The organism is Streptomyces sp. NPDC059256 (assembly GCF_042753785.1).
Classification (GTDB): Bacteria; Actinomycetota; Actinomycetes; order Streptomycetales; family Streptomycetaceae; genus Streptomyces.
In genome coordinates this window covers 659643-680191 of the sequence record NZ_JBHYZO010000001.1, presented here as the reverse complement: position 1 = coordinate 680191, position 20549 = coordinate 659643, and the positions used below count along the sequence as shown (strand labels likewise).

Annotated in this window: 15 protein-coding genes; 7 read left to right on the top strand and 8 right to left on the bottom strand. The window is 68.2% G+C overall.

Translation table 11 applies throughout. The features are described 5' to 3' along the window. Positions 1–128: 128 nt before the first annotated feature. Positions 129–1373, bottom strand: a complete 1245-nt coding sequence (locus ACFXJL_RS02870) for a helix-turn-helix domain-containing protein (protein WP_384688653.1) — start codon at positions 1371–1373, stop codon at positions 129–131. A gap of 852 nt (positions 1374–2225) precedes the next feature. Between ACFXJL_RS02870 and ACFXJL_RS02865 the strand changes: the two genes are divergently transcribed. After that, complete coding sequence (locus ACFXJL_RS02865; protein WP_384631408.1) at positions 2226–3800, top strand: S8 family serine peptidase; 1575 nt, start codon at positions 2226–2228, stop codon at positions 3798–3800. A gap of 194 nt (positions 3801–3994) precedes the next feature. Beyond that, positions 3995–5155, top strand: a complete 1161-nt coding sequence (locus ACFXJL_RS02860) for a DUF4190 domain-containing protein (protein ID WP_384688650.1) — start codon at positions 3995–3997, stop codon at positions 5153–5155. A 266-nt stretch (positions 5156–5421) separates the two neighbouring features. On the opposite strand, the gene ACFXJL_RS02855 is transcribed toward ACFXJL_RS02860, so the two are convergent. Beyond that, the gene (locus ACFXJL_RS02855; RefSeq protein WP_384688647.1) at positions 5422–6810 is read right to left on the bottom strand and encodes a glycoside hydrolase family 18 protein; all 1389 of its coding nucleotides are present in this window, start codon (positions 6808–6810) and stop codon (positions 5422–5424) included. Positions 6811–7087: 277 nt separating this feature from the next. On the opposite strand from ACFXJL_RS02855, the gene ACFXJL_RS02850 reads away from it, so the two are divergent. The 5 genes from ACFXJL_RS02850 to ACFXJL_RS02830 all read left to right on the top strand — a co-directional run bounded on the left by ACFXJL_RS02850 (position 7088) and on the right by ACFXJL_RS02830 (position 12755). Beyond that, the gene (locus ACFXJL_RS02850) at positions 7088–7840 is read left to right on the top strand and encodes a GntR family transcriptional regulator (RefSeq protein ID WP_329022950.1); all 753 of its coding nucleotides are present in this window, start codon (positions 7088–7090) and stop codon (positions 7838–7840) included. Between the two features lie 278 nt (positions 7841–8118). Then, on the top strand, positions 8119–8298 hold the full coding sequence (locus ACFXJL_RS02845; RefSeq protein WP_329022951.1) for an SPOR domain-containing protein: 180 nt from the start codon (positions 8119–8121) through the stop codon (positions 8296–8298). A gap of 275 nt (positions 8299–8573) precedes the next feature. Further along, positions 8574–9041, top strand: coding sequence for a (deoxy)nucleoside triphosphate pyrophosphohydrolase (locus ACFXJL_RS02840; protein ID WP_384688643.1), 468 nt, complete (start codon positions 8574–8576; stop codon positions 9039–9041). Positions 9042–9575: 534 nt separating this feature from the next. Further along, positions 9576–9992, top strand: coding sequence for an ATP-binding protein (locus ACFXJL_RS02835; RefSeq protein WP_358876518.1), 417 nt, complete (start codon positions 9576–9578; stop codon positions 9990–9992). Positions 9993–10139: 147 nt separating this feature from the next. After that, positions 10140–12755, top strand: coding sequence for a SpoIIE family protein phosphatase (locus tag ACFXJL_RS02830; protein WP_358876189.1), 2616 nt, complete (start codon positions 10140–10142; stop codon positions 12753–12755). A 136-nt stretch (positions 12756–12891) separates the two neighbouring features. On the opposite strand, the gene ACFXJL_RS02825 is transcribed toward ACFXJL_RS02830, so the two are convergent. From ACFXJL_RS02825 to ACFXJL_RS02800, 6 genes are all read right to left on the bottom strand, one after another. Continuing rightward, on the bottom strand, positions 12892–13605 hold the full coding sequence (locus tag ACFXJL_RS02825) for a PspA/IM30 family protein (protein ID WP_358876188.1): 714 nt from the start codon (positions 13603–13605) through the stop codon (positions 12892–12894). Between the two features lie 354 nt (positions 13606–13959). Further along, positions 13960–16038, bottom strand: coding sequence for a TPM domain-containing protein (locus tag ACFXJL_RS02820; protein WP_384689139.1), 2079 nt, complete (start codon positions 16036–16038; stop codon positions 13960–13962). 150 nt (positions 16039–16188) lie between these two features. Next, complete coding sequence (locus ACFXJL_RS02815) at positions 16189–16983, bottom strand: succinate dehydrogenase/fumarate reductase iron-sulfur subunit (RefSeq protein WP_329022958.1); 795 nt, start codon at positions 16981–16983, stop codon at positions 16189–16191. Continuing rightward, positions 16980–18905: a fumarate reductase/succinate dehydrogenase flavoprotein subunit gene (locus tag ACFXJL_RS02810; RefSeq protein WP_384631395.1), complete on the bottom strand. Its 1926-nt coding sequence runs from the start codon at positions 18903–18905 to the stop codon at positions 16980–16982. The genes ACFXJL_RS02815 and ACFXJL_RS02810 overlap by 4 nt, the downstream gene beginning before the upstream one ends. A 1-nt stretch (position 18906) precedes the next feature. After that, on the bottom strand, positions 18907–19728 hold the full coding sequence (locus ACFXJL_RS02805) for a hypothetical protein (protein WP_358876186.1): 822 nt from the start codon (positions 19726–19728) through the stop codon (positions 18907–18909). 37 nt (positions 19729–19765) lie between these two features. Beyond that, positions 19766–20020, bottom strand: a complete 255-nt coding sequence (locus tag ACFXJL_RS02800) for a hypothetical protein (protein WP_384688638.1) — start codon at positions 20018–20020, stop codon at positions 19766–19768. Between the last annotated feature and the right edge of the window lie 529 nt (positions 20021–20549).

The window sequence follows — 20549 nt, the reverse complement described above, 5'->3', positions numbered from 1 at the left end:
GGGTGCGGTGCGATGCATCAGTAGGCGGCCAGAAGGTGCCGCCGGGATCGTTGGACTTGGACGGCCGGAGGGGCTGGGTAGTCCGGCGAACCGGGCGGTTCAAGCCGGTGTTGTGCGCGGAGCGGGTGTCAGTCGTGCGCAGGTGCGAGTACCTGTGCCAGCGCCGGCTGGAGATCGCGCACGGACCGGCTACTGCGGAACCGGGAGATTTCCCGCGCAAGACGTCGGATGTCGCTGTTTACCGTGGCCGAGGGCACGGCCGGCATCACGGATAGAAGCTCTGCGGCGATCGTGCACGCGTGGTCGATCTCTCCGGACGCGGCGTGGGCCAAGGACCTACGGAAGCCATAGCGGGCGCGGGTGCGCAGCGCGTGCGGTGGGAGACCGCGGCATTCCCGGTCGAGGACCTCGGCAGCGGCCTTGGGGCGGCCGAGGTCATACAGGCACCAGCCGGTCGTCATGGCTGCCGGATCGCTCACGTGGGTGGTGCCGATCAGGGGCTGGGCGCCGCTGCGGGCGTCGTCGCTGTCGAGGAGCCTCCGCGCCCTGTCGAGGCTGCGGAGGCAGTTGCGTTCGTCGCCGGCGAGTGCGTGTCCTTGCGCCTCCCGCTGGGCCGCGAGTCCCCGAATGCGCGGCGGGAGTTCGTTGGTCTGGGCCTGGCGGGCCAGGGCGACGGTGCCCACGGCGTCCCCGTCATAGAGCGTGACCAGGGCGCGTCGCACGAGCGCGTAGGAACCGAGGTACGGATCACCCCCGGCGCGTGCCAGTTCGGCGGCCTCACCGGTCCAGCCGAGCGCCGCAGCGCTGTCCCCGGCCTCCTGAGCCATCCAGCCGGTGAACTCCGCGAACCGCGACGCGAGCAGCAGCGTGGGGGCCCGAGCAGCGGACGGGGTGTCGGTGACCAGTCCGGCGACCGTGCGCGTCTGTGTCTCCAGCAGGGGAAGCAGGGCCTTCGGCGCGGTGGACTGGCCGAGCTTTCGTAGCTGGTCGAACTGGGCGCGGAAGGAGGGGAGGAGGGGGCCGGTGGCAGGGGGCGCCTGATTGCCGTGTTGCAGGCCAAGGTCGATCAACGCGTCCGAACCCGCCGCGAGAATCGCCCGGCGCCCGACGAGCCAGGGGCTCGGGGTGGGGGTCTCGTCGGTATCAGCGTCTGTCTCAGGGCGGACGGCCAGACGCTCCAACTCGCCGTTTACCCCAAGGAAGGCGTCGCACCGCCTGGCCAGCTGGGGTGACGCGGAACGCTCCCCGCGCTCGACCTTGCTGAGATGCCCCTTGTCGTAGTTGAGTGCCGCGGCGAACTCGGTCAGAGTGAGCCCCGCTTCCTGTCGTAAACGGCGGAGCTCCGGGCCGAAGCGTAAGTTCGTACTCACCATCAACCTCCCCTTGATCAGCGCCCGTGAGAGCTGTGCAGCCCCACCCCACTGGGAACTTTTGTTCGGTATTCGTCCGATGTGATGGCCAGTGGCGAACACCCATCGTGACGGAGTCGTATCGCTTTGCATCCGAGAGTGAGTTTGGCACGAGGTGCGTTTCGAGGATCGAGATTCGGTGGGGTTGCCCGTTGCCTCTTCGGTGCTCTTCTCTGCGAAACGCTGTCGACCTTCCTTGTCGAGGCGCTGAGCGGGCCAGGTGAGGGCTTCGCCGACATGGCCCGTGCAGTTGGCGAGAACAGGGCTATGCCTCTGTCATGAGCGCTGAAGCCCTCTGGGGCGAGCGGATCGTTGCTGCGGACCTGCCCGTGTCGCTACGCCCGTCAAGAGGTCGCCGCTACCGGGACAGATTCCCGCTTGCGGTTCTGACTGCATCTACTCCCTCCCCAGGGAGGAGACCGGGCGGAGCGGGGTGCGCAGACCCTGACCTTGGTAGATAGGGACCAGTTGACGCGGTCGGGGCGTTGGGCCCCTGGTCCGTGAGCCGCGCTTCGAGCGCCCGTGCGATGCAGGGGTATCACGCTCCCACTGGCGGAGTGTTGGTTCGCCTGTCGCGGCGCCCCGATGGGTGAGTAGCCATTGGCCACACAATCGCCAGCGCCAACGGGTCCTCAACGCTCGGTGACTTGTGTGGCGCATGTGTTACATCGATGTGCGGCCCCTTGTGGGATTCCTATGGAGCGGCCAATCTTTCGCTCAACAGGCAAGGCATGTACATGGCAGATTCAGCTGCCGCTATTTGTCATGCACCTGATGAAAATTGCATGTGTCACCCATCGAGGAGGATCCCCCGACATGACAGTGCTGCGAATCCCGCGTCGAAGACTTACTGCGGCCAGTGCCATTGCTGTTGCTGCCCTCGCGCTCGGCGCGATTTCCGCGCTCCCGGCCACTGCGGCCGACCGGGCGCCGGAGGGGAGCATCCAGAACGCGGGTGCCCCGGGCGTCATCAAGGACAGCTACATCGTCACCCTGCGCGACTCGGCCGCTGACGCTGCCTCTCCTCAGGGACGGGCCCTCGCGGCCGAGTACGGAGCCAAGATCCGGCACACGTACCACGAGGCGTTGAACGGGTACGCCGTCCAGCTCTCGGAGGCGCAGGCCAAGAAGTTCGCCGCGGATCCGGCCGTCGCCGCTGTCGTCCAGAACCGGACCTTCACCGTGGCCGCCACCCAGCCCAATCCACCGTCCTGGGGTCTGGACCGGATCGACCAGCGGGCCCTGCCCCTCAACGGCAGCTACACCTATCCGGACACCGCGGGTGAGGGCGTGACCGCGTACGTCATCGACACCGGTGTGCGCATCAGTCACGGCGACTTCGGCGGCCGGGCCTCGGACGGGTACGACGCGGTCGACAACGACAACGTCGCACAGGACGGGAACGGCCATGGCACCCATGTCGCCGGGACCATCGCCGGTGCCGCCCACGGCGTTGCCAAGAAGGCCAAGGTCGTCGGGGTGCGGGTGCTCAACAACGCCGGTTCCGGGACGACCGCCGGTGTCGTCGCCGGCATCGACTGGGTGACGCGCAACGCGGTCAAGCCCGCCGTCGCCAACCTCAGTCTCGGCGGTGGCGCCGATGCCACCCTCGACGCAGCCGTGCGCAACTCGATCGCCTCCGGAGTCACGTACGCGATCGCCGCCGGCAACTCCAACGCCGACGCCGTCAACTACTCGCCCGCGCGGGTGACCGAGGCCATCACCGTCGGTTCCACCACCAACACCGACGCCCGTTCCAGCTTCTCCAACTACGGCAGCGTGCTGGACATCTTCGCCCCCGGCTCGTCCATCACCTCGGCCTGGCACACCAGCGACGCGGCGACCAACACGATCTCCGGTACGTCCATGGCGGCCCCGCACGTGGCGGGCGCGGCAGCGCTGTACCTCGCGACCAACACGGCCGCGACCCCCGCGCAGGTCTCCACCGCACTGACCACGGCTGCCACCCCCGGCGTCGTCACCAACCCGGGCCCCGGTTCGCCGAACCGCCTGCTGTACGTCGGTACCGGGAACACCAATCCTCCCGGCAAGCGCTTCGAGAACGCCGCCGACTACGCCATCAACGACCACGCCACCGCGGAGTCCCCGGTCACGGTGAGCGGAGTCGCCGGAAACGCCCCGGCCGCACTGAGCGTGCCCGTCGACATCAAGCACACCTACATCGGCGATCTGCAGATCGACCTGGTCGCGCCCGACGGGAGCGTCTACAACCTCAAGGCGTACGGAGCGGGCGGTAGCACGGACAACATCAACACCACGTACTCGGTGAACGCGTCGTCCGAGGTCGCGAACGGGACCTGGAAGCTGCGGGTCACCGACAACGCTTCGCAGGACGTCGGCAAGATCGACCTGTGGGCACTCCAGTTCTGATGCGCATCGAGCCTCGATCCGTCGGGACGTCAGACTCCTTCAACTGACGTGACGCCGGAGCTCGATGGAGGGGCGGTCGCCATGGCGACCGCCCCTTTTCGGTGTGGACCCGGCGCACGGCGGGCGGTTGGTCGGTCTATACGATTTCGGCCTACCCCGGCCCCACTCCACTTCCGACGAGGAGCGCCGCATCCGTGGATCCATCGCAGCAGGGCGGACAGCAGCCGTACCAGCCGCATCCCATGCCACAACCTCATCCTGCGTATCTCCCGAACCAGCCCTATCAGTCGTACCCCGTACCCCCGTTCGCGCCCACCTCAGCGGTGAACGGCTTCTCCATCGCGTCCCTCGTGTGCGGTCTCCTCTGCTGTCTGCCGCCGCTCGGCCTGGTCTTCGGGCTGATCTCGCTGCGGCAGATCCGGCGCAGGGGTGAGCGCGGCAAGGGCATGGCGATAGCGGGCACCATCCTCTCCTCGGTCAGTACCCTGCTGACGCTCGCCCTGCTGGCGACCGGGGTCCTGGGCAGTGTGTGGGAGGGGATGAAGGAGGGCATGGACGAGGCGTCCCGTTCCCGCAGCACCCTCGACCTCCGCAGCGGTGACTGCTTCAACCTGCCGGGCCAGGGGAAGACCGACGACTCGGAGAAGGAGACCGCGGCCGTCGAGACGGTGGAGTGCGCCGGCGAGCACCAGGCGGAGATCGCGGGGGACTACAAGATCACCGGGTACCGTGATTTCCCGGGTGAACGAAGGCTGGAGGCCCTCGCCGAAGAGGGCTGCCAGAAGATCAACGACGCCTATGCGATGGACCCGTGGGTGGTGCCCCACACCATGGACTTCTACTACTACCTGCCGACCCGGCAGAGTTGGCGGTTGGACGACCGGAGCATCACCTGTGGATTCGCCACCACCAAGGGTCAGATGACGACGGGTTCCGTACGGCGTGACGCCACGGTCCTCGACCCCCACCAGGTCGCGTACCTCCGGGCGGAAGGCTTGGTCCTCCAGGCCCACTATGTGATCCCGGAAGCCGACTTCGCCGAGGATGTCGCCGGTCATCAGCAGTGGGCGACGAGGGTGGCCGCAGCTCTCGGTCAGCAGGCACGGGCCCTTCGCCAGCACACCTGGCCGCAGAGCGCTTCGGGCCCCGCGATGGATCGTGCCGCGGAGTTCGAACGGGCCGGCGCCCATTGGCAGAAGGCCGCGGTGACCAGGGACGAGGAGCGCTTCTGGGAGCACAGCAGGGCGGGGGAGACCGTCCTCGTCAGGAAGACGGAGATCGCCCTTCGCGGCGCCATCGGGCTGGAGACCGTACCGCCGATCGAGCCGGAGGCTGGGCAGGAGAGCGCCGTCTGAGCGCAAGGCCATCCGATGTCGTACGGGCGATGGCCCACGGGAACGGGAGCGGCTGGCCGCCTCGGTGTGGGCACCGCCCGGGAACGCACAGGTCCGGGATGCGTCGGCCAGGGGTGCGTCGGCCAGGGGCGCGGTCCTTCGCCGACGCGGAAGGGTCCTTCGCTGACGTGGAAGAGACCGGCGTCAGGGCCACCGACAGCCCGTGCGACGCCGGCCTCGCTCCGATCGCTCTCCCGGACCGTCCGGCCCGGGGGAGCGGTGCCTCGTCAGCGGCGCTTGAGTCCGCGGTCGATGCTGGTCATCAGCTCACCGTCTGAGGTGTCTCCGTCCAGGGACCAGATCATGGCCCCACCGAGGTCCTCGTCGCGGATGTACTCCGTCTTGGCGCGCAGCACCTGGGGGTCGTCGTACGTCCACAGGGTGTTGCCGTCGAAGATCCAGGCGTGCCCGTTCTTCTTGTCGCGGTGGACCTTGTACGTCCCCGAGTCGACCAGCTTCTTCAGGGCCTTGTAGTCCTCGTAGCCGGCCTGCCAGGTGGCGGGCGCGGGGCGCGCGGCGGGCTGGTTCAGCCCGTCGCCCCCACCGGTCACTCCGGTCCAGCCCTGGCCGTAGAACGGAAGGCCCACCACCAGCTTGCGGGCGGGAGCGCCACGCTTGAGCCAGTCGTTCACGGTCTGGTCGACGCTGAAGTCGTTCTTCGCCCGCAGGGCCGACTGCTGGTTCGTGGTCGCCTCACCGGAGACATGGAAGTCGTAGCCCTGGAGGTTGACCCAGTCCAGATCGCGCATGATCTTGCGGACCTCGAAGCCCGCGTCGATCTTGGCGGGGGCGGTCGGGACGAAGGCGGTGAGGTCGTAGTGCTTGGCCTTCTTGCCCGTCCGGACGGCCTCGCTCTTGGCGTAGGTGTCGAGCTGGGTGCGGAACTCCTTCACCAGGGCGGTGAAGTTCTTCTTGTCCTCAGGGCGGTAGGGGGTGTCGTCCTCGCCGGAGGATCCGGGCCACTCCCAGTCGACGTCGATCCCGTCGAAGACCCCGGCTGCTGCGCCGGCTCCGCCTCGGGTGCCGTCCACGGGCAGATTGCCCTTGATGTAGAGGTCGATGCAGGAGGAGACGAGCGCCTTGCGGGACTCGGGGGTGAGGGCCGCGTTGGAGAAGTGGGTCGACCAGCTCCAGCCGCCCAGCGAGATCAGCGCCTTCAGACCGGGGTACTTGGCCTTCAGTTCGACGAGCTGATTGAAGTTTCCAGCCAATGGCTGGTTCCAGTCGTCCGCGACGCCGTCGACCGAGTTGGCGGCGTCCAGCGGGCGTACGTAGTCGGCCCAGGGGTCGCCCTCGCCGAGCGTGCTCGGCATGTAGCACTTGCCTTCGGGGCTGACATTGCCGAAGGCGTAGTTGATGTGGGTGAGCTTGGCCGCCTGACCGGTCTTGTCCATGTCCTTGACCTGGTAGTTCCGGCCGTAGACACCCCACTGGGTGAAGTAGCCGACGCGCTTGTAGGAGCGTCGGTCGTCATCGTCGTCGTGGGAGGCGCCGGCAGCGGCTCGCGGAGTGACGGTCGCACCCGCCGGGTCGGCGGTCGCCGCGGGGGCGACGGTCGCCATGAGTGAGAGCGCGCAGGCTGCAACTGCGGTACGAACAAGGGTTCTTCGACGCATGTGACTCATTCCTGTGTGTGTCTCGGCGTGGTCGTGCGCCGACACATCTCCGTGAACGGGCGTCGTGCAGCTCAGGACGGTATTGGTCTGTACCAATAAGGTCAATGCTTAGGAAATGAACGATCATTTGGGTTGAGGAAATGTGTCTCTTGAGGCAGGTGGGAATCGGTCGTAGGGGGCCAAGTCATCACTTCGAGTGAAACTCTGGCCCATAGTTGCGGTCAACAATCCGCCGTTGTCAGTCTGTTGCTGTCTGTCAATGCGAGGGGAGTGGCCAGTGACATTCGGTGAGCAGCCCGCGTATTTGCGCGTTGCCGGCGATCTCCGCCAAAAGATCGTCGATGGTTCCCTGCCTCCTCATACGCGTCTCCCGTCGCAAGCTCGAATTCGTGCGGAATACGGAGTTTCGGACACCGTCGCCCTGGAGGCACGCAAAGTGCTGATGGCGGAGGGTCTCGTGGAAGGCCGTTCCGGATCGGGGACCTATGTACGGGAGCGTCCCATTCCCCGTCGTCTTTCCCGCACCGGCTACCGCTCGCCGCAGGGGGGCAACCCCTTTCGTCAGGAGCAGGCGGCTCAGGGTGCTCGGGGCACCTGGGAGTCCAGCAGCGAGCAGGAGTCGGCGAGCACGGAGATCGCCGCTCGGCTCGGTGTCGATGTCGGCGCCCGGCTGATGCGCACCCGCTATGTGTTTCGCGACGCCGGTGAGGCGATGATGCTCTCCACCTCGTGGGAGCCGTTGGCCGTCACCGGGCGAACCCCCGTGATGCTGCCGGAAGAGGGGCCGTTGGGCGGGTGCGGAGTGGTCGAACGGATGGCTGCCATCGATGTCGTCGTGGACAACGTCTCGGAAGAGGTCGGTGCCCGGCCGGGGTTGGCGGAGGAGCTCATGACGCTCGGCGGGGTGCCGGGGCATGTGGTGATGGTCGTGGCGCGCACCTACTACGCGTCCGACCGGCCGGTCGAGACGGCGGATGTCGTCGTCCTCGCCGACCGCTTCCGGGTGGCCTATCGCCTTCCGGTGAAATGAGTCCGAGCGGAGGCGTCGCCGTGGGCGAGAACCGTGGTGCTCGTCGAAGACGATCTTCCTGATCATGCTGGAACGGAGTGGCGGGAGGGTGTGAGGGTGCTCCGTGGTGCTGGGATCGACTCCGGGGAGTGCGCTGGCCGCCGCGCGCCCTCTGTTTCCTGCCTCTTTGTGTAAACCCGTATCCGCTGAGTGAAGGTCAGGCGTAGGCTCGGGCATATGCGCATTGCGGTTTCCTGGCCACGGTTACGGGCGTGCGAATCAATCGAAGGAGGAGTGCGATGAGTGACACCAGCGCTGTGCTCCCCTGGCTCGTCATACGCGAGGACGACAACGGCAACCGCTATCGCGTCGGCCGGTACGCCACCGAGGACGAGGCTCAGCGGATGGTCACCTCGCTCGATAGCAAGGGACACAAACAGGTCTACTGGGTTGAGCGCATCGAGCGCACGACTCTCTGAAGGTCTCCGGATCCTTCTGGGGCACCATGGTCGGTCTCGTTCGGCGCATCGCGCTGAGGGCTTGAGCTGGCGGTCTTGAGCTGGCGGTCTTGAAGGGGCGGCCATCTTGAATGGGGCATTCCGAATTGCCACGGCCGGTCGATGGCTCGTACCCCTCTTTCCCGACCTCTGTTTGCTGATCCCCAGTGGCCTTTCCGGAGTGGGGTCGTGCGGGCCCTTTGGGCGGTGCCGGCGACATGCCAACGCCCCGGCGTGGTCGCAGTAGGCTCCCGCATATGACTGATCGCGTGGTGGTGGCCGCAGCCGTGTACGACCGGGGGCGACTCCTTGCCGCACGTCGCAGCGCTCCCGCGGACATCGCCGGACGCTGGGAGTTGCCGGGCGGCAAGTTGGAGGCAGGGGAGAGCGCGGAGGGCGGACTCCTGCGCGAACTGCGCGAAGAGCTGGGAGTGGAAGCCGAGATCCTGAACAGGATTCCTGGTGAGTGGCCGCTCAACTCGGGCTATGTGCTCCGAGTGTGGACGGCTCGACTGGTGTCGGGCGAACCGCAGCCACTGGAAGACCATGACGCTCTGCGCTGGTTGTCCCCCGATGAGACCGACACCGTGGACTGGCTCGACCAGGACCGCCCGGCCGTCGCGGAAGCGGCTCGTCAGCTACGACGGGCCCGTGGTGCGTTCCGCTCCGAAGCGGACGCGGACGCGGGCGAGCAGGGTGCGGAGCGCGGCGAGAGCTCGATCTGAGGGATCAGCGCCCTCGCCGGGCTGAGCGATGGCCCGCCCGCCCGTCACCCCCTTGACCTCCCGCTCATCTCCCGGACCCCCGAACCCCCGACCCCCGGACCCCGGACCGGCCTTGGCCCCCGCCGCCGAGAGTCACCGCCAGAGTCGTGGTTGCTGCTGGCCGCGGGCGCGGAAGCGAACGGGCGCGGCGGAAGCAAAGGGGTACGACGGCAGGCGACGCCAGATCGTCCCCAGTGGCGACACCCCTGCGATTGCGCTGGACGAGTGCGCGGGGCTCACCATCGAAGGAGTGGGTCGCTTCGATGCCCTGACCGGGGGAGACGTCTTCCCGCCTCGGGCGGCCCGCCGCAGGTGAGAGCGCCGTCCGCAGCGAGCGGCTGCCTCGCGCTCACTCGGTGGCACGCCGCGTTCCCCGTACGCCATGTGCATCAGCGGTATGCCGTTTAAGTGACTTATGGCGATATCTCTAGCCGAATGCCGGGTATGTGCTGAGTGACCCCCTGAGAGGGGTACGTGTCTGCTGCGATCCGGGAAGTGAGCGGCGTGATCGACATTGACGGCGCACGCGCCGAGTGGACCTTCCCTGCCGAGGCCAACGCCGTACGCACCGCGCGCCACGCCGTTCGCGACACCTTGAACGCCTGGGGACTGGATTCCGGTGCTCGCGATGTGACCGTACTGCTGGTCAGCGAGTTGGTCACCAACTCCCTTCGCTACGCATCCGGACCGATCGGGGTGCGCCTCGTCCACCGCGAACCGACTGAGGGACCGCCTTCCCTGCTGGTCGAAGTCTCCGACCCGCTGCCCGATCCCCCCACCGAGCGCGTCGCGGCCCACGATGACGAGGGCGGTCGAGGTCTCCAACTGGTCGCCGGTTCTGCCCGCCGCTGGGGTACCAGACGGGACACAGAAGGCAAGACGGTGTGGTTCGAGCTGGCTCTTGCCGGTTAAAAGTGTGAAGGGACAACGATCACAGCTCGTTCGGCGCAAAATGAACGAGACCGTGCTGTGATCGTGAACGCCGTGTCCGTCAGCGCCGTAGTGCTGAATACTGCGGTCATGGCCGGTCCGGTGCGGTGAGCTGGAGGGGACGGTCGCGTGAGCGAGATATCTGGGTCGACAGGCAGCGTTGTATGGCAGAGCAACCCGCCTGGCTCGATCTATGACTACATCAAGGCCGCCTCTTTTTCGATCGGCCCTGATGGTCGGATCGATCAGTGGAGTCAACGTGCGGTAGAGCTCTTCGGCCTGACAGCCGCCGAGGTCAGGGGCAGGGATCCGATCGAGGTCTTCGTCCCGGCGCAGCTGCGCCCGCACGGCCGGCGGCAGGTGTCGGAGATCCTTGACGGCAAGGAGTGGACGGGACTCGTCCCCTATCGATTGCCGGGATCCGAAGGCGCCCAAGGGGTAGCCGAGATCTATGTGATGCCCAGTGAGACCGAGACGGGTGCCCGAGCGGCCCTCTGCATCGTCGTCGATGTCCAGGCACTGCGCCGGATCGAAACCGATCTCGCTGCATCGCAGGCCATTTTCGGCCAATCCCCCTTTGGGTTTCTCCTCTTCGGCACCGACCTCAAGGTGCAGCGCGCCAACCAGCGCTTCGCCACCATCTTCGGTGGGACCGCCGAAGAGCACCGAGGTCGGACCGTCTACGACTACCTCTCCCGCTCCGAAGCGGACCGGATGACCGCATCGCTGCGCAGGGTCCTGGCGACCGGAGAGCCGGCGATCGACCTGCAACTCGTCGGATCCATCCCGAACAGCAAGGACCGCAGGCACTGGTCGATCAACCTCTATCGCGTCCACAGCGGCTCCGGTCGTCCCGTCGGAGTGGCCGGCATCGGCACCGATGTCACCCGCCGCCATGTCGCCGCCCGTGAGGCCGCCAACGCCCGCCGCAACCTCGCGATCCTCAACGAGGCGAGCGCCCGCATCGGCAACTCGCTCGATCTGGAGACGACCGCCCGCGAACTGCTCGACGTCGCCGTTCCCGGATTCTGTGACCTCGCGTCCGTCGACCTCTACCAAGGGTTGCTCACCGGAGAGGAAGCCCCGCCCGGCCGCTGGGACTCCCCGCGCGCCGAGGGCGCCGGCGCGGGCACCGCCACCCTGCGGCGCGTCGCCTTTGCGAGCGCCGTCTCCGACGCGCCCCTGATCACGACACCGGGCTGCGGCTCCCGCGGCAACACCCCCACCTCCGTGGGCGAGGTCCACCGCTACGCCTTCAACTCGCCGTGCGCCAACGCCCTGCGCGCGGCCCGTGTCCAGTTGATACCCGGCGAGGAAGGCAGCCTCGTCCAGTCCACGCTCGCGGTGCCGATGATGGCCCATGACACCGTCGTCGGACTGGTGCAGTTCTCCCGGGCCAAGGGAAGCGAGCCCTTCGGGGATCGGGACCGGGCACTGGCGACCGAGCTCGCCGCCCGCGCCGCGGTCTGCATCGACAACGCCCGCCTCTACCGCAGGGAGCACGAGCGGGCGCTGATCCTCCAACGCAGCCTCCTGCCGCCCGGTGACCCCGAGGCCGCCGGTCTGGACATCGCCTGTCGCTACCTCCCCGGTAACACCGCGACCGAGGTCGGCGGAGACTGGTTCGACGTCATCGAACTGCCCGGTCACCGCACCGCACTCGTCATCGGCGATGTGATGGGGCGGGGGCTGCGGGCGGCGGTGGCCATGGGCGAACTGCGGACCGCGGTCAGGACCCTGGCGCTGCTCGATCTGGAACCGGCCGAAGTGCTCTCCGCGCTCGACGAGGTCGCCCGGGGGCTCGGCAGCCCCATTGGTGCCCAGCAGTCCGCACGCGTCGCCCATAAGTCCCGTGAGGCGGACCTCGCCGAGGTCTACCTCGCCACCTGCGTCTATGCCGTCTACGACCCCGTCACCCGGCGGTGCACCTTCGCCAACGCGGGGCATCTGCCCCCCATCCTCGTCGAACCGGGCGAAGAGGCCCTGCTGCTCGACGTGCCGCCGGGGATGCCGCTGGGCGTCGGTGGCGAACCCTTCGAAGAGGTCGAGGTCGAACTCCCGGAAGGGGCACTGCTCGCCCTCTACACCGACGGCCTCGTCGAGTCCCGCGAACAGCCCCTCGATGACGGGCTGCGCGCCTTCCGCACTGCCCTGACCGACCCCTCCCGGCCCGCGCCGGGGCACCGCTCGCCCGCGGTGATACGCCCCGCAGACGTCTCCAAGTCGTTGGAGGACGTCTGCGACCATGTGCTGAACACGCTCGACACCCGGCACGGCGAGGACGACATCGCCCTGCTGATGGCCCAGGTGCAGGGGCTGCCCAGCGAAGCGGTCGGCGACTGGCGACTGCCGCGGGAGCCGCGCTCGGTCGGCCGCGCCCGTGAACTGACCCGGGGCCAACTGCTCACCTGGGACCTCGAAGCCCTGGTCGACACCGTCGAGCTCCTGGTGAGCGAGCTGGTGACCAATGCGCTGAGGTACGGCGAAGGCGAGATCCGACTGCGACTGCTGCGCGATCGCACCCTGGTCTGCGAGGTCTGGGACGCCGGTCTCGTACAGCCGCGACGCCGACGCGCACGGGACACCGACGAAGGCGGTCGGGGCCTCCAACTGGTGGGCATGCTCAGCGCCGGCTGGGGGTCCCGCCGGACTCCGCGCGGCAAGACCGTCTGGTTCGAACTCGCCCTGCCGGACGACGGGCCGAGCGCCGAACCCACGGTGGAGCAGCTGCTGAGCATGTTCTGAAGAGTCCCGCCACCACCGACGGGCTCGCCGGAGCACGGTCCCCGGCCATCCAGCGAGCCCGGGACCGCGGCCCTCCCGGGCATCCTGCGACGGACGCCCACCGCACGGCCACCCCACCCGCAGTCGAGGAGCCGTGCTAGGACGCCGCCTTGAGGGCGGCCAGTCGGGCCTCCACCTCCGCCGTGTCCCCGAGGCTGTCCAACTGCTCGAACTGGGCGTCCAGCGATGACGCGGCCAACTCCTGTTTGCCCAGCGCTCTGGCCTCCTCGCGGCGCACCTTGTCCTCGAACCGTGAGATCTCGCTGCTGGGATCGAGCACATCGATGCTCTTCACCGCGTCCATCATCTGGTTCTGCGCATAGGCCGTTCGTGAACGGGCCACCAACTCGTCCCGCTTTGACTGGAGCTCCCCGAGCTTGATCTTCATCTCGTCGAGTCCGACCTTCAACTTCTCGACGACGTCCGTTTGCGAGGCGATGGTCGGCTCCGCCGTGCGCGCCTCCTTCTCGGACTGCAACTGCCGCTGAAGGGCCACCTTGGCGAGCCGGTCGAAGGTGTCGGCCTCCGCGCTCTGGCCCTCGGCCCGCAACCCATCGGCCTTCTTGCTGGCGGCCAGCGCCTTGTCGCCCCACTCCCGAGCCGCGGCCACATCCTCCTTGTGGTCCTGCTCCATCAGCCGCAGATTGCCGATGGTGCCCGCCACCGCCTGCTCCGCCTCGCTGATGTTGTTGGTGTAGTCCCTGATCAGCTGGTCGAGCATCTTCTGCGGATCCTCCGCCTGGTCGATCAGGGCATTGATGTTGGCCTTCGCCAACTGGGTCACCCTGCCGAGGATCGTCTGCTTGGTCATGGCGCATCTCCTTGAAGGGGGTGCTGGACGCCTTCCAGCGGTGGCTTCCTCGCCCGTCGTGCGGGCTGTGGACGAACGCGGCCTTCCCATGGGCCTTCGAACGGCCCTTCGAGCGGGTGGCGCCGTGCATCCAGCAGGCGGCCCCCGCCCCGCCCGGGGCGATGACCGTCCTCGGGCCGGGAACGACGGGCGCGGCGCCGCCTGGACCCGATGTCGCCCCCGAACGGACCGGCACCCGAAGGGGAGGGGCCAGTGCCCCGAGAGGGCTCCGCCGTACAGCCGTGCACACAGCCGTGCGTATAGCCATGCACACAGCCATGCGTATAGCCGTGCGCGCAGCCATGACACGGTGCATCAGAACCGCCCCCCACCCATCCGGCCGCGCGTGCCGCCTCCGCCGAAACTTCCAGGACCGCCGCCGAAGCCGCCGCCCCCCAAGCTGCCGCCATACCCCCCACCCCTTCCGCCGCCGAGCAGCCCGCCGAGGATGATCCCGCCGAGCACGGCGCCCCCGAGTCCCCCTCCGGCACTTCCTGCTCCGGGTACACCGCCCGGCCCGAATCGGTTCCCGAACCCCCTGACGTCGTCCTCGGCCAGGCTCTGCGCCTGCCGGGCCAGCGCATCCGCCTGCTGGGCCTCGGCGAGCGCGGCCTGAGGGTCGCCGCCCGTGCCGACGGCGGCATCCGGTCCCGCCAACTCGGCCGAGTGCGCCAGCCGACGCTGTGCCTCCGCCAGCCGGGTCCTGGCCTCGCTGCCCACCGCACCGCGATGGGTGGTGATGTAGTCGACCGCCGCGCCGATCGATGAGCGGGCCGCGAGGGTCGCCTGCCCCAACAGCGCCCTCGCCCTTCGTCCGCCCTCCTCGTTCTCCCGCACCCCGGCCAGCGATTCATCGAGCGCCGCATCCGCCTCCTCCACCCGTCGCAGCGCGTCGATGGGGTCGTACGGCCCGGCCGCCACTTCCGCGCGCACCTCCGCCACGACCGATTCGGCCCGTGCGATACGGCCCTGGAGCGCGGCCGTCGGCGCGCCCTGCGCCGTCCCCTTCAACAGTCCCCCCGCTTCGGCCAGGTCGCTGTCGGTCTCACTGAGCGCGCCAGGCAGATTCCCGGCCGCCTCGGCGAGCTCCCTGGCCCGTCGGTCGACCGCTTCCATCAGCCGGCCGGCCTGGTCCAGTGCCCCTTCGGCGGCTCGCACATGGACGGCCGCTGAGCCGTTGTCGCCGGCTTCGATCGAGGTACGGGCCTGATCGAGCCCGCTTCGCGCGAAGACCAGTCGCTCCTTGGCCTGCTCGGCGTCGGCCCCGACCGGCGAGGACGCCGAAGGCGCGTACCGCTCCCGCATCACGGACAGCGTCGCCTCGGTCGTGATGACCCGCCCGTCGAGGTCGGCGAATGCGGCCTCCGCGGCGGCCAGCGCCTGTGGGGCGTTCTGTTCCAGGGCACGCAGCCGGTCGAAGGCTTCCGCCTCGGCGTCCAGCCGCCGATTGGCGTCGGTGCACCGGGAGAGGATCTCGTCCAGCATGTGCCGTCGGGTGTCGTCGTCCTCGGGATGGGCGTCGTCGAGTTGCTGGCGCAGCCGGAAGGCGGCGGTCAACTCCTCTTTGGCATACGTCACCGCCTCCTGGAAGGGCCTGGCTGCGGCGTCTCCGAACTGGGCGGCTGCGAAGCCCAACTCCTCCTGACTGGTGCGTACGGCATCGTCCGTCTCGACCAGCGCCCGTCTGGCCTTCTGGTCCAGTTCGGGCAGCGGCGTGAGTGGGGGAGCGCCGCCACTGGTCCAGCCCTGACCGCCCTGCGGGGTGGTCCGGGTGGTGCTGCGCCGCCGTCGTTTCACCAGGGCGTAGGCGCCGACCGCACCCACTGCTGCCACCAGCGCGATCGGCAGCACCAGATCGCCGGCCTGCGCGCCAGCGGACGATCCACCGGGATCCGGATCGCCGGGTCTGATGACGGGCGTGGGGACCGGTTGACCGCTCAGTACGGCGGCATAGCCGTTCGCCGCCCCCGTTGCCGCGCCGGCCCAGTCGTTTCGTCGTAGAGGGGGTTCGATGGCGACCGCGGCGACCTCGGCGAGTTGGGCGTCCGTCATGGGCGAGTCCGCTGCCACCCAGTACGCGTACTGCCGGTCGTGGGTGGCCACCGCGAGCAGGGCGTCGTTCTGACCGAGGCCGTTGCGCTGTGCGGTGGCGTCGGCCCAGTCCTGGGGAGAACGGCCGGAGAAGTCCCTCACGTAGACAGCGAAGAGTTGCAGCCGCTCTTGGCGGTCGAGCCGTTCAAGGGCTTGGACGACGTCGGGGCGTCGGTCACCGAGTGCGTCCACCCGGTCGGTGATCTGACCCTCCCGTGCCAGGGCGACGGGGTCGTCGGCCCGAGCGGTCGGTCCGGCGGGCACGATCAGCCACCATGCCGCCACCCACACGGCCAGCAGCATTCGGAGGGCTATTCGGCTCACGTTTGGGAGGCTATGTTCGGTTTTTGCGGTCCGCGACCCGATCACGGCCAGACGGGGTAGCCCACCCCTGCGGGTACGGGGAGGGCCGTGCCCCGGAGTCCCAGCAGGCCCCGGGGCACGGCCCTCGGCTCAGTCCCGGCTGCCTCCCCGCCGGCCGATCTTGCTGCCGAGCCACACCAGCGGGTCGTACTTGCGGTCCACCGCCCGTTCCTTCAGCGGAATGAGCGCATTGTCAGTGATCTTGATGCCCTCGGGACAGACCTCGGTACAACACTTGGTGATGTTGCAGTAGCCGAGACCGTGTTCGTCCTGCGCGGTCTTCTTGCGGTCGAGGCCGGCCTGTGCGGCGGCGTCCAGCGGATGCATGTCCAGTTCGGCCACCCGCATCAGGAACCTCGGCCCGGCGAACGCCTCCTTGTTCTCCTCGTGGTCCCGCACCACATGGCAGGTGTCCTGGCACAGGAAGCACTCGATGCACTTGCGGAACTCCTGCGAGCGGTCCACGTCCACCTGCTGCATCCGGTACTCGCCCGCCGCCACACCCGGAGGCGGTACGAACGACGGCACCTCGCGCGCCTTGGTGTAGTTGAAGGACACGTCCGTCACCAGATCGCGCACCACGGGGAACGCCCGCAACGGCGTCACGGTGATCGTCTCCTCACGCGTGAAGACGGACATCCGCGTCATACAGAGCAGCCGCGGTCGACCGTTGATCTCGGCGCTGCACGAACCGCACTTGCCTGCCTTGCAGTTCCAGCGGACCGCGAGGTCGGACGCCTGGGTGGCCTGGAGCCGATGGATGATGTCGAGCACCACCTCGCCTTCGTGGACCTCGACGGCATAGTCCTCCAACTGCCCGCCGTCCTGGTCGCCCCGCCACACCCGAAAGCGCGCCGTGTACTGGGTCGAAGCCGTCGCACTCACTGGTAGAGCTCCTCTTCGGAGAGGTACTTGACCAGCTCTTCCTTCTCGAAGAGAGCGAGCAGGTCCGGACGGATGGGCTCGGTGGCTTTGCGCTCCAGGGCGATCTGGCCCTGGCGAGGATCGGCCGCCGGTTTCCCGGTGGGATCGACCAGTCGGCACAGCAGATTCACCGGCCGCCACTCGCGTTCCATCGTGGGACAGTCCTCACGGGTGTGGCCGCCGCGGCTCTCGGTGCGTTCCAGCGCCGCCCGGGCGATGCACTCGCTGACCAGGAGCATGTTCCGCAGGTCCAGCGAGAGGTGCCAGCCCGGGTTGAACTGGCGGTGCCCTTCGACCCCCGCCCGGCGCGCCCGGCCGCGCAGCTCACCGAGCTTGTCCAGCGCCGCTTCCATCTCCCCGCCCCGCCGGATGATGCCGACCAGGTCGTTCATCGTCTGCTGGAGCTCTTGATGGAGCGTGTACGGATTCTCCGGCTGTGCTCCGCCCGGCTGCGGCTCGGCCTGGAACGGCCGCAGGGCCTCGGTGGCCGCCGCTTCGATCTGGGCCTCGTCCACGGCGGGGCGGGAGGTGCGTGCCGCGGCGTGCTCGGCGGCGTGCAGCCCCGCACGACGGCCGAAGACCAGCAGGTCGGACAGGGAGTTGCCGCCCAGTCGGTTGGAGCCGTGCATACCGCCCGCGACCTCGCCCGCCGCGAACAGCCCCGGTACGCCGAGGGCTGCTGCGCTCTCGGACTCGACCGCGATCCCGCCCATCACATAGTGGCAGGTGGGACCCACTTCCATGGCCTCGGCGGTGATGTCCACGTCGGCGAGTTCCTTGAACTGGTGGTACATCGAGGGCAGTCGGCGCCGGATGACATCGGCAGGCATCCGGGTCGACACATCGAGGAACACTCCACCGTGCGGTGAACCGCGGCCGGCCTTCACCTCGGAGTTGATGGCTCGGGCCACCTCGTCACGGGGCAGCAGTTCCGGAGGCCGACGGTTGTTGTCCGGGTCCTCGTACCAGCGGTCGCCCTCCTCCTCCGTCTGCGCGTACTTCTCCTTGAAGACGTCGGGGATGTAGTCGAACATGAACCGCTTGCCCTCGGAGTTGCGCAGCACTCCGCCGTCGCCGCGGACCGACTCGGTGACGAGGATTCCCTTCACCGACGGCGGCCAGACCATGCCCGTCGGGTGGAACTGCACGAACTCCATGTTGAGCAGTGGTGCGCCCGCGAGCAGTGCCAGCGCGTGCCCGTCGCCCGTGTACTCCCAGGAGTTGGACGTCACCTTGAAGGACTTGCCGATGCCGCCCGTGGCGAGCACGACGGCGGGTGCCTCCAGGACGAAGAAGCGGCCGGTCTCCCGCTCGTAGCAGAAGGTGCCGGAGACATGGTCGCCGTCCTTGAGTACCCGGGTGACCGTGCACTCCTGGAAGACCTTCAACCGTGCCTCGTAGTCGCCGAACTCGGCCTTGTCCTCTTGCTGGAGCGAGACGATCTTCTGTTGGAGGGTGCGGATCAGTTCCAGTCCGGTGCGGTCACCGACGTGGGCCAGTCGGGGGTACTCATGTCCGCCGAAGTTCCGCTGGGAGATCTTTCCGTCGTGGGTGCGGTCGAACAGGGCACCCCAGGTCTCCAGCTCCCAGACCCGGTCGGGTGCCTCCTGGGCGTGGAGTTCGGCCATGCGCCACTGGTTGAGGAACTTCCCACCGCGCATGGTGTCGCGGAAGTGCACCTTCCAGTTGTCTCCGGAGTTCACATTGCCCATCGAGGCGGCGATTCCGCCCTCGGCCATCACCGTATGGGCCTTGCCGAACAGGGACTTGCAGATCACCGCCGTACGGGCGCCCTGCTCGCGTGCCTCGATGGCCGCCCGCAGTCCGGCGCCGCCCGCGCCGACGATCACGACGTCCCACTGCTGTCGTTCCAGCTCTGTCATCTCAGAACAACCTCGGATCGTCGAAGGCACCGGACGCGATCAGATACACGTAGAAGTCGCAGAGTCCGACGCTGATCAGCGACGCCCAGGCGAGTGGCATGTGGCGCTCGTTGAGTCGGCCGACCCAGCCCCACATGCGATAGCGCACCGGATGCTTGGAGAAGTGCTTCAGCCGGCCGCCGATGATGTGGCGGCAGGAGTGGCAGGAGAGCGTGTAGGCCCAGATGAGCACGATGTTGACGAGGAAGACGAGCGTGCCGAGACCCATGTGGCCCCACTCGTAGTTCTCGTCCCGGAAGGTGAGCACCGTGTCATAGGTGAGGATTCCGGCGACCGGAATGGCCGCGTAGAAGAAGTACCGGTGCATGTTCTGGAAGATGAGCGGGAATCGCGTCTCACCCGAGTACTTCTTGTGGGGCTCGGCGACCGCGCAGGCCGGCGGCGAGGCCCAGAAGCCCCGGTAGTAAGCCTTGCGGTAGTAGTAGCAGGTCAGCCGGAAGCCCAAGGGAAAGATCAGGATCAGCAAGGCGGGGGAGAGGCCCCACCAACTGCCGAGGATCTCCCAGTTGGGGCCGCCCTTCATGGGCTCGCAGTTCTCCGCGAGGCATGGAGAGTAGAACGGCGATACGTACGGCGCCGCGTAGTAGTCCGCGTTGGCGAATGCGCGCCAGGTCGAATAGATGATGAAAGCGAGCAGTCCTCCCGCGGTCAGGGCCGGTGCGAGCCACCATCGGTCGGTCCGCAGATGGCGGGGGCCGATGGCGGCACGCGTGGGGCCGCGCACGCCGGTATGGACTTGTGTCGGTTCGGTACCAGTGGCCAACGAGGTCTCCTAGGGCCTGCCTTTCGGCCAGGCCGGATCAGGGAGCACGCCTGTCACGGACGCCCAGACCCTCGTCGTCCGAGTCCGTCCACAGCGCGTTGTCGTACGGAACGTCGGGGATGGTGACCAGATCGACGCGGTCCGTCGGCCTGTGCCCGGGGGCCTTGGTCGAACCGGGTCGCTGGTTGTCTGCGCCACCCAGTCGATCGACGGTTCGTTCGAGCTCTGAGACGCGCTGGGCCAACTCGTCGAGCCGCTGCTGAATGATCGTCAGATCAACTTGCTGGGACATGACTTGCCCTCACTTCCGCAGGGTGCGGGTGGCGTCGTTCATGCGCCTGCGAGTGTTGCGCTTCGCACCCCCCTTGGGAAGGGGACGAGCGGGATTCTCATCGCCTCTCATCACGCACATCGTCGACGCACCCTCGATGGGTTTGCCCCTATTTTGCAGTTTTCTTGGGAAATTTCTGGTTGCGCTGAGTCGCACATTGCGCCGCACGAGTGACTTTTCGGGGCGCCGGCGCCGTGTCTGCGCCCTCGGACGCTCCCTCTCCACTTCAGTGAGCCGGAATCGGTGTGATCATCCCAAATTCCATGAAATAGGATGAAGAGGTAAAGCTCATGCCCCAGGCCGACGAGCCGAGCGGAAGGGCCCGCTCCCGGACTTTCCTGGCCGCCAGGACCTCCGGGGCCGCCGAGCCTTCGGAGCACTCCGCGCCCACCGCCGGAGCCTCGGCGGGGACGGCCGGGCCCATCTCCTTGCCGACCGCCGACACGGCACCCGCGAACGGCGAACGGCGCTCGCCGGTCGACGCCCCGCG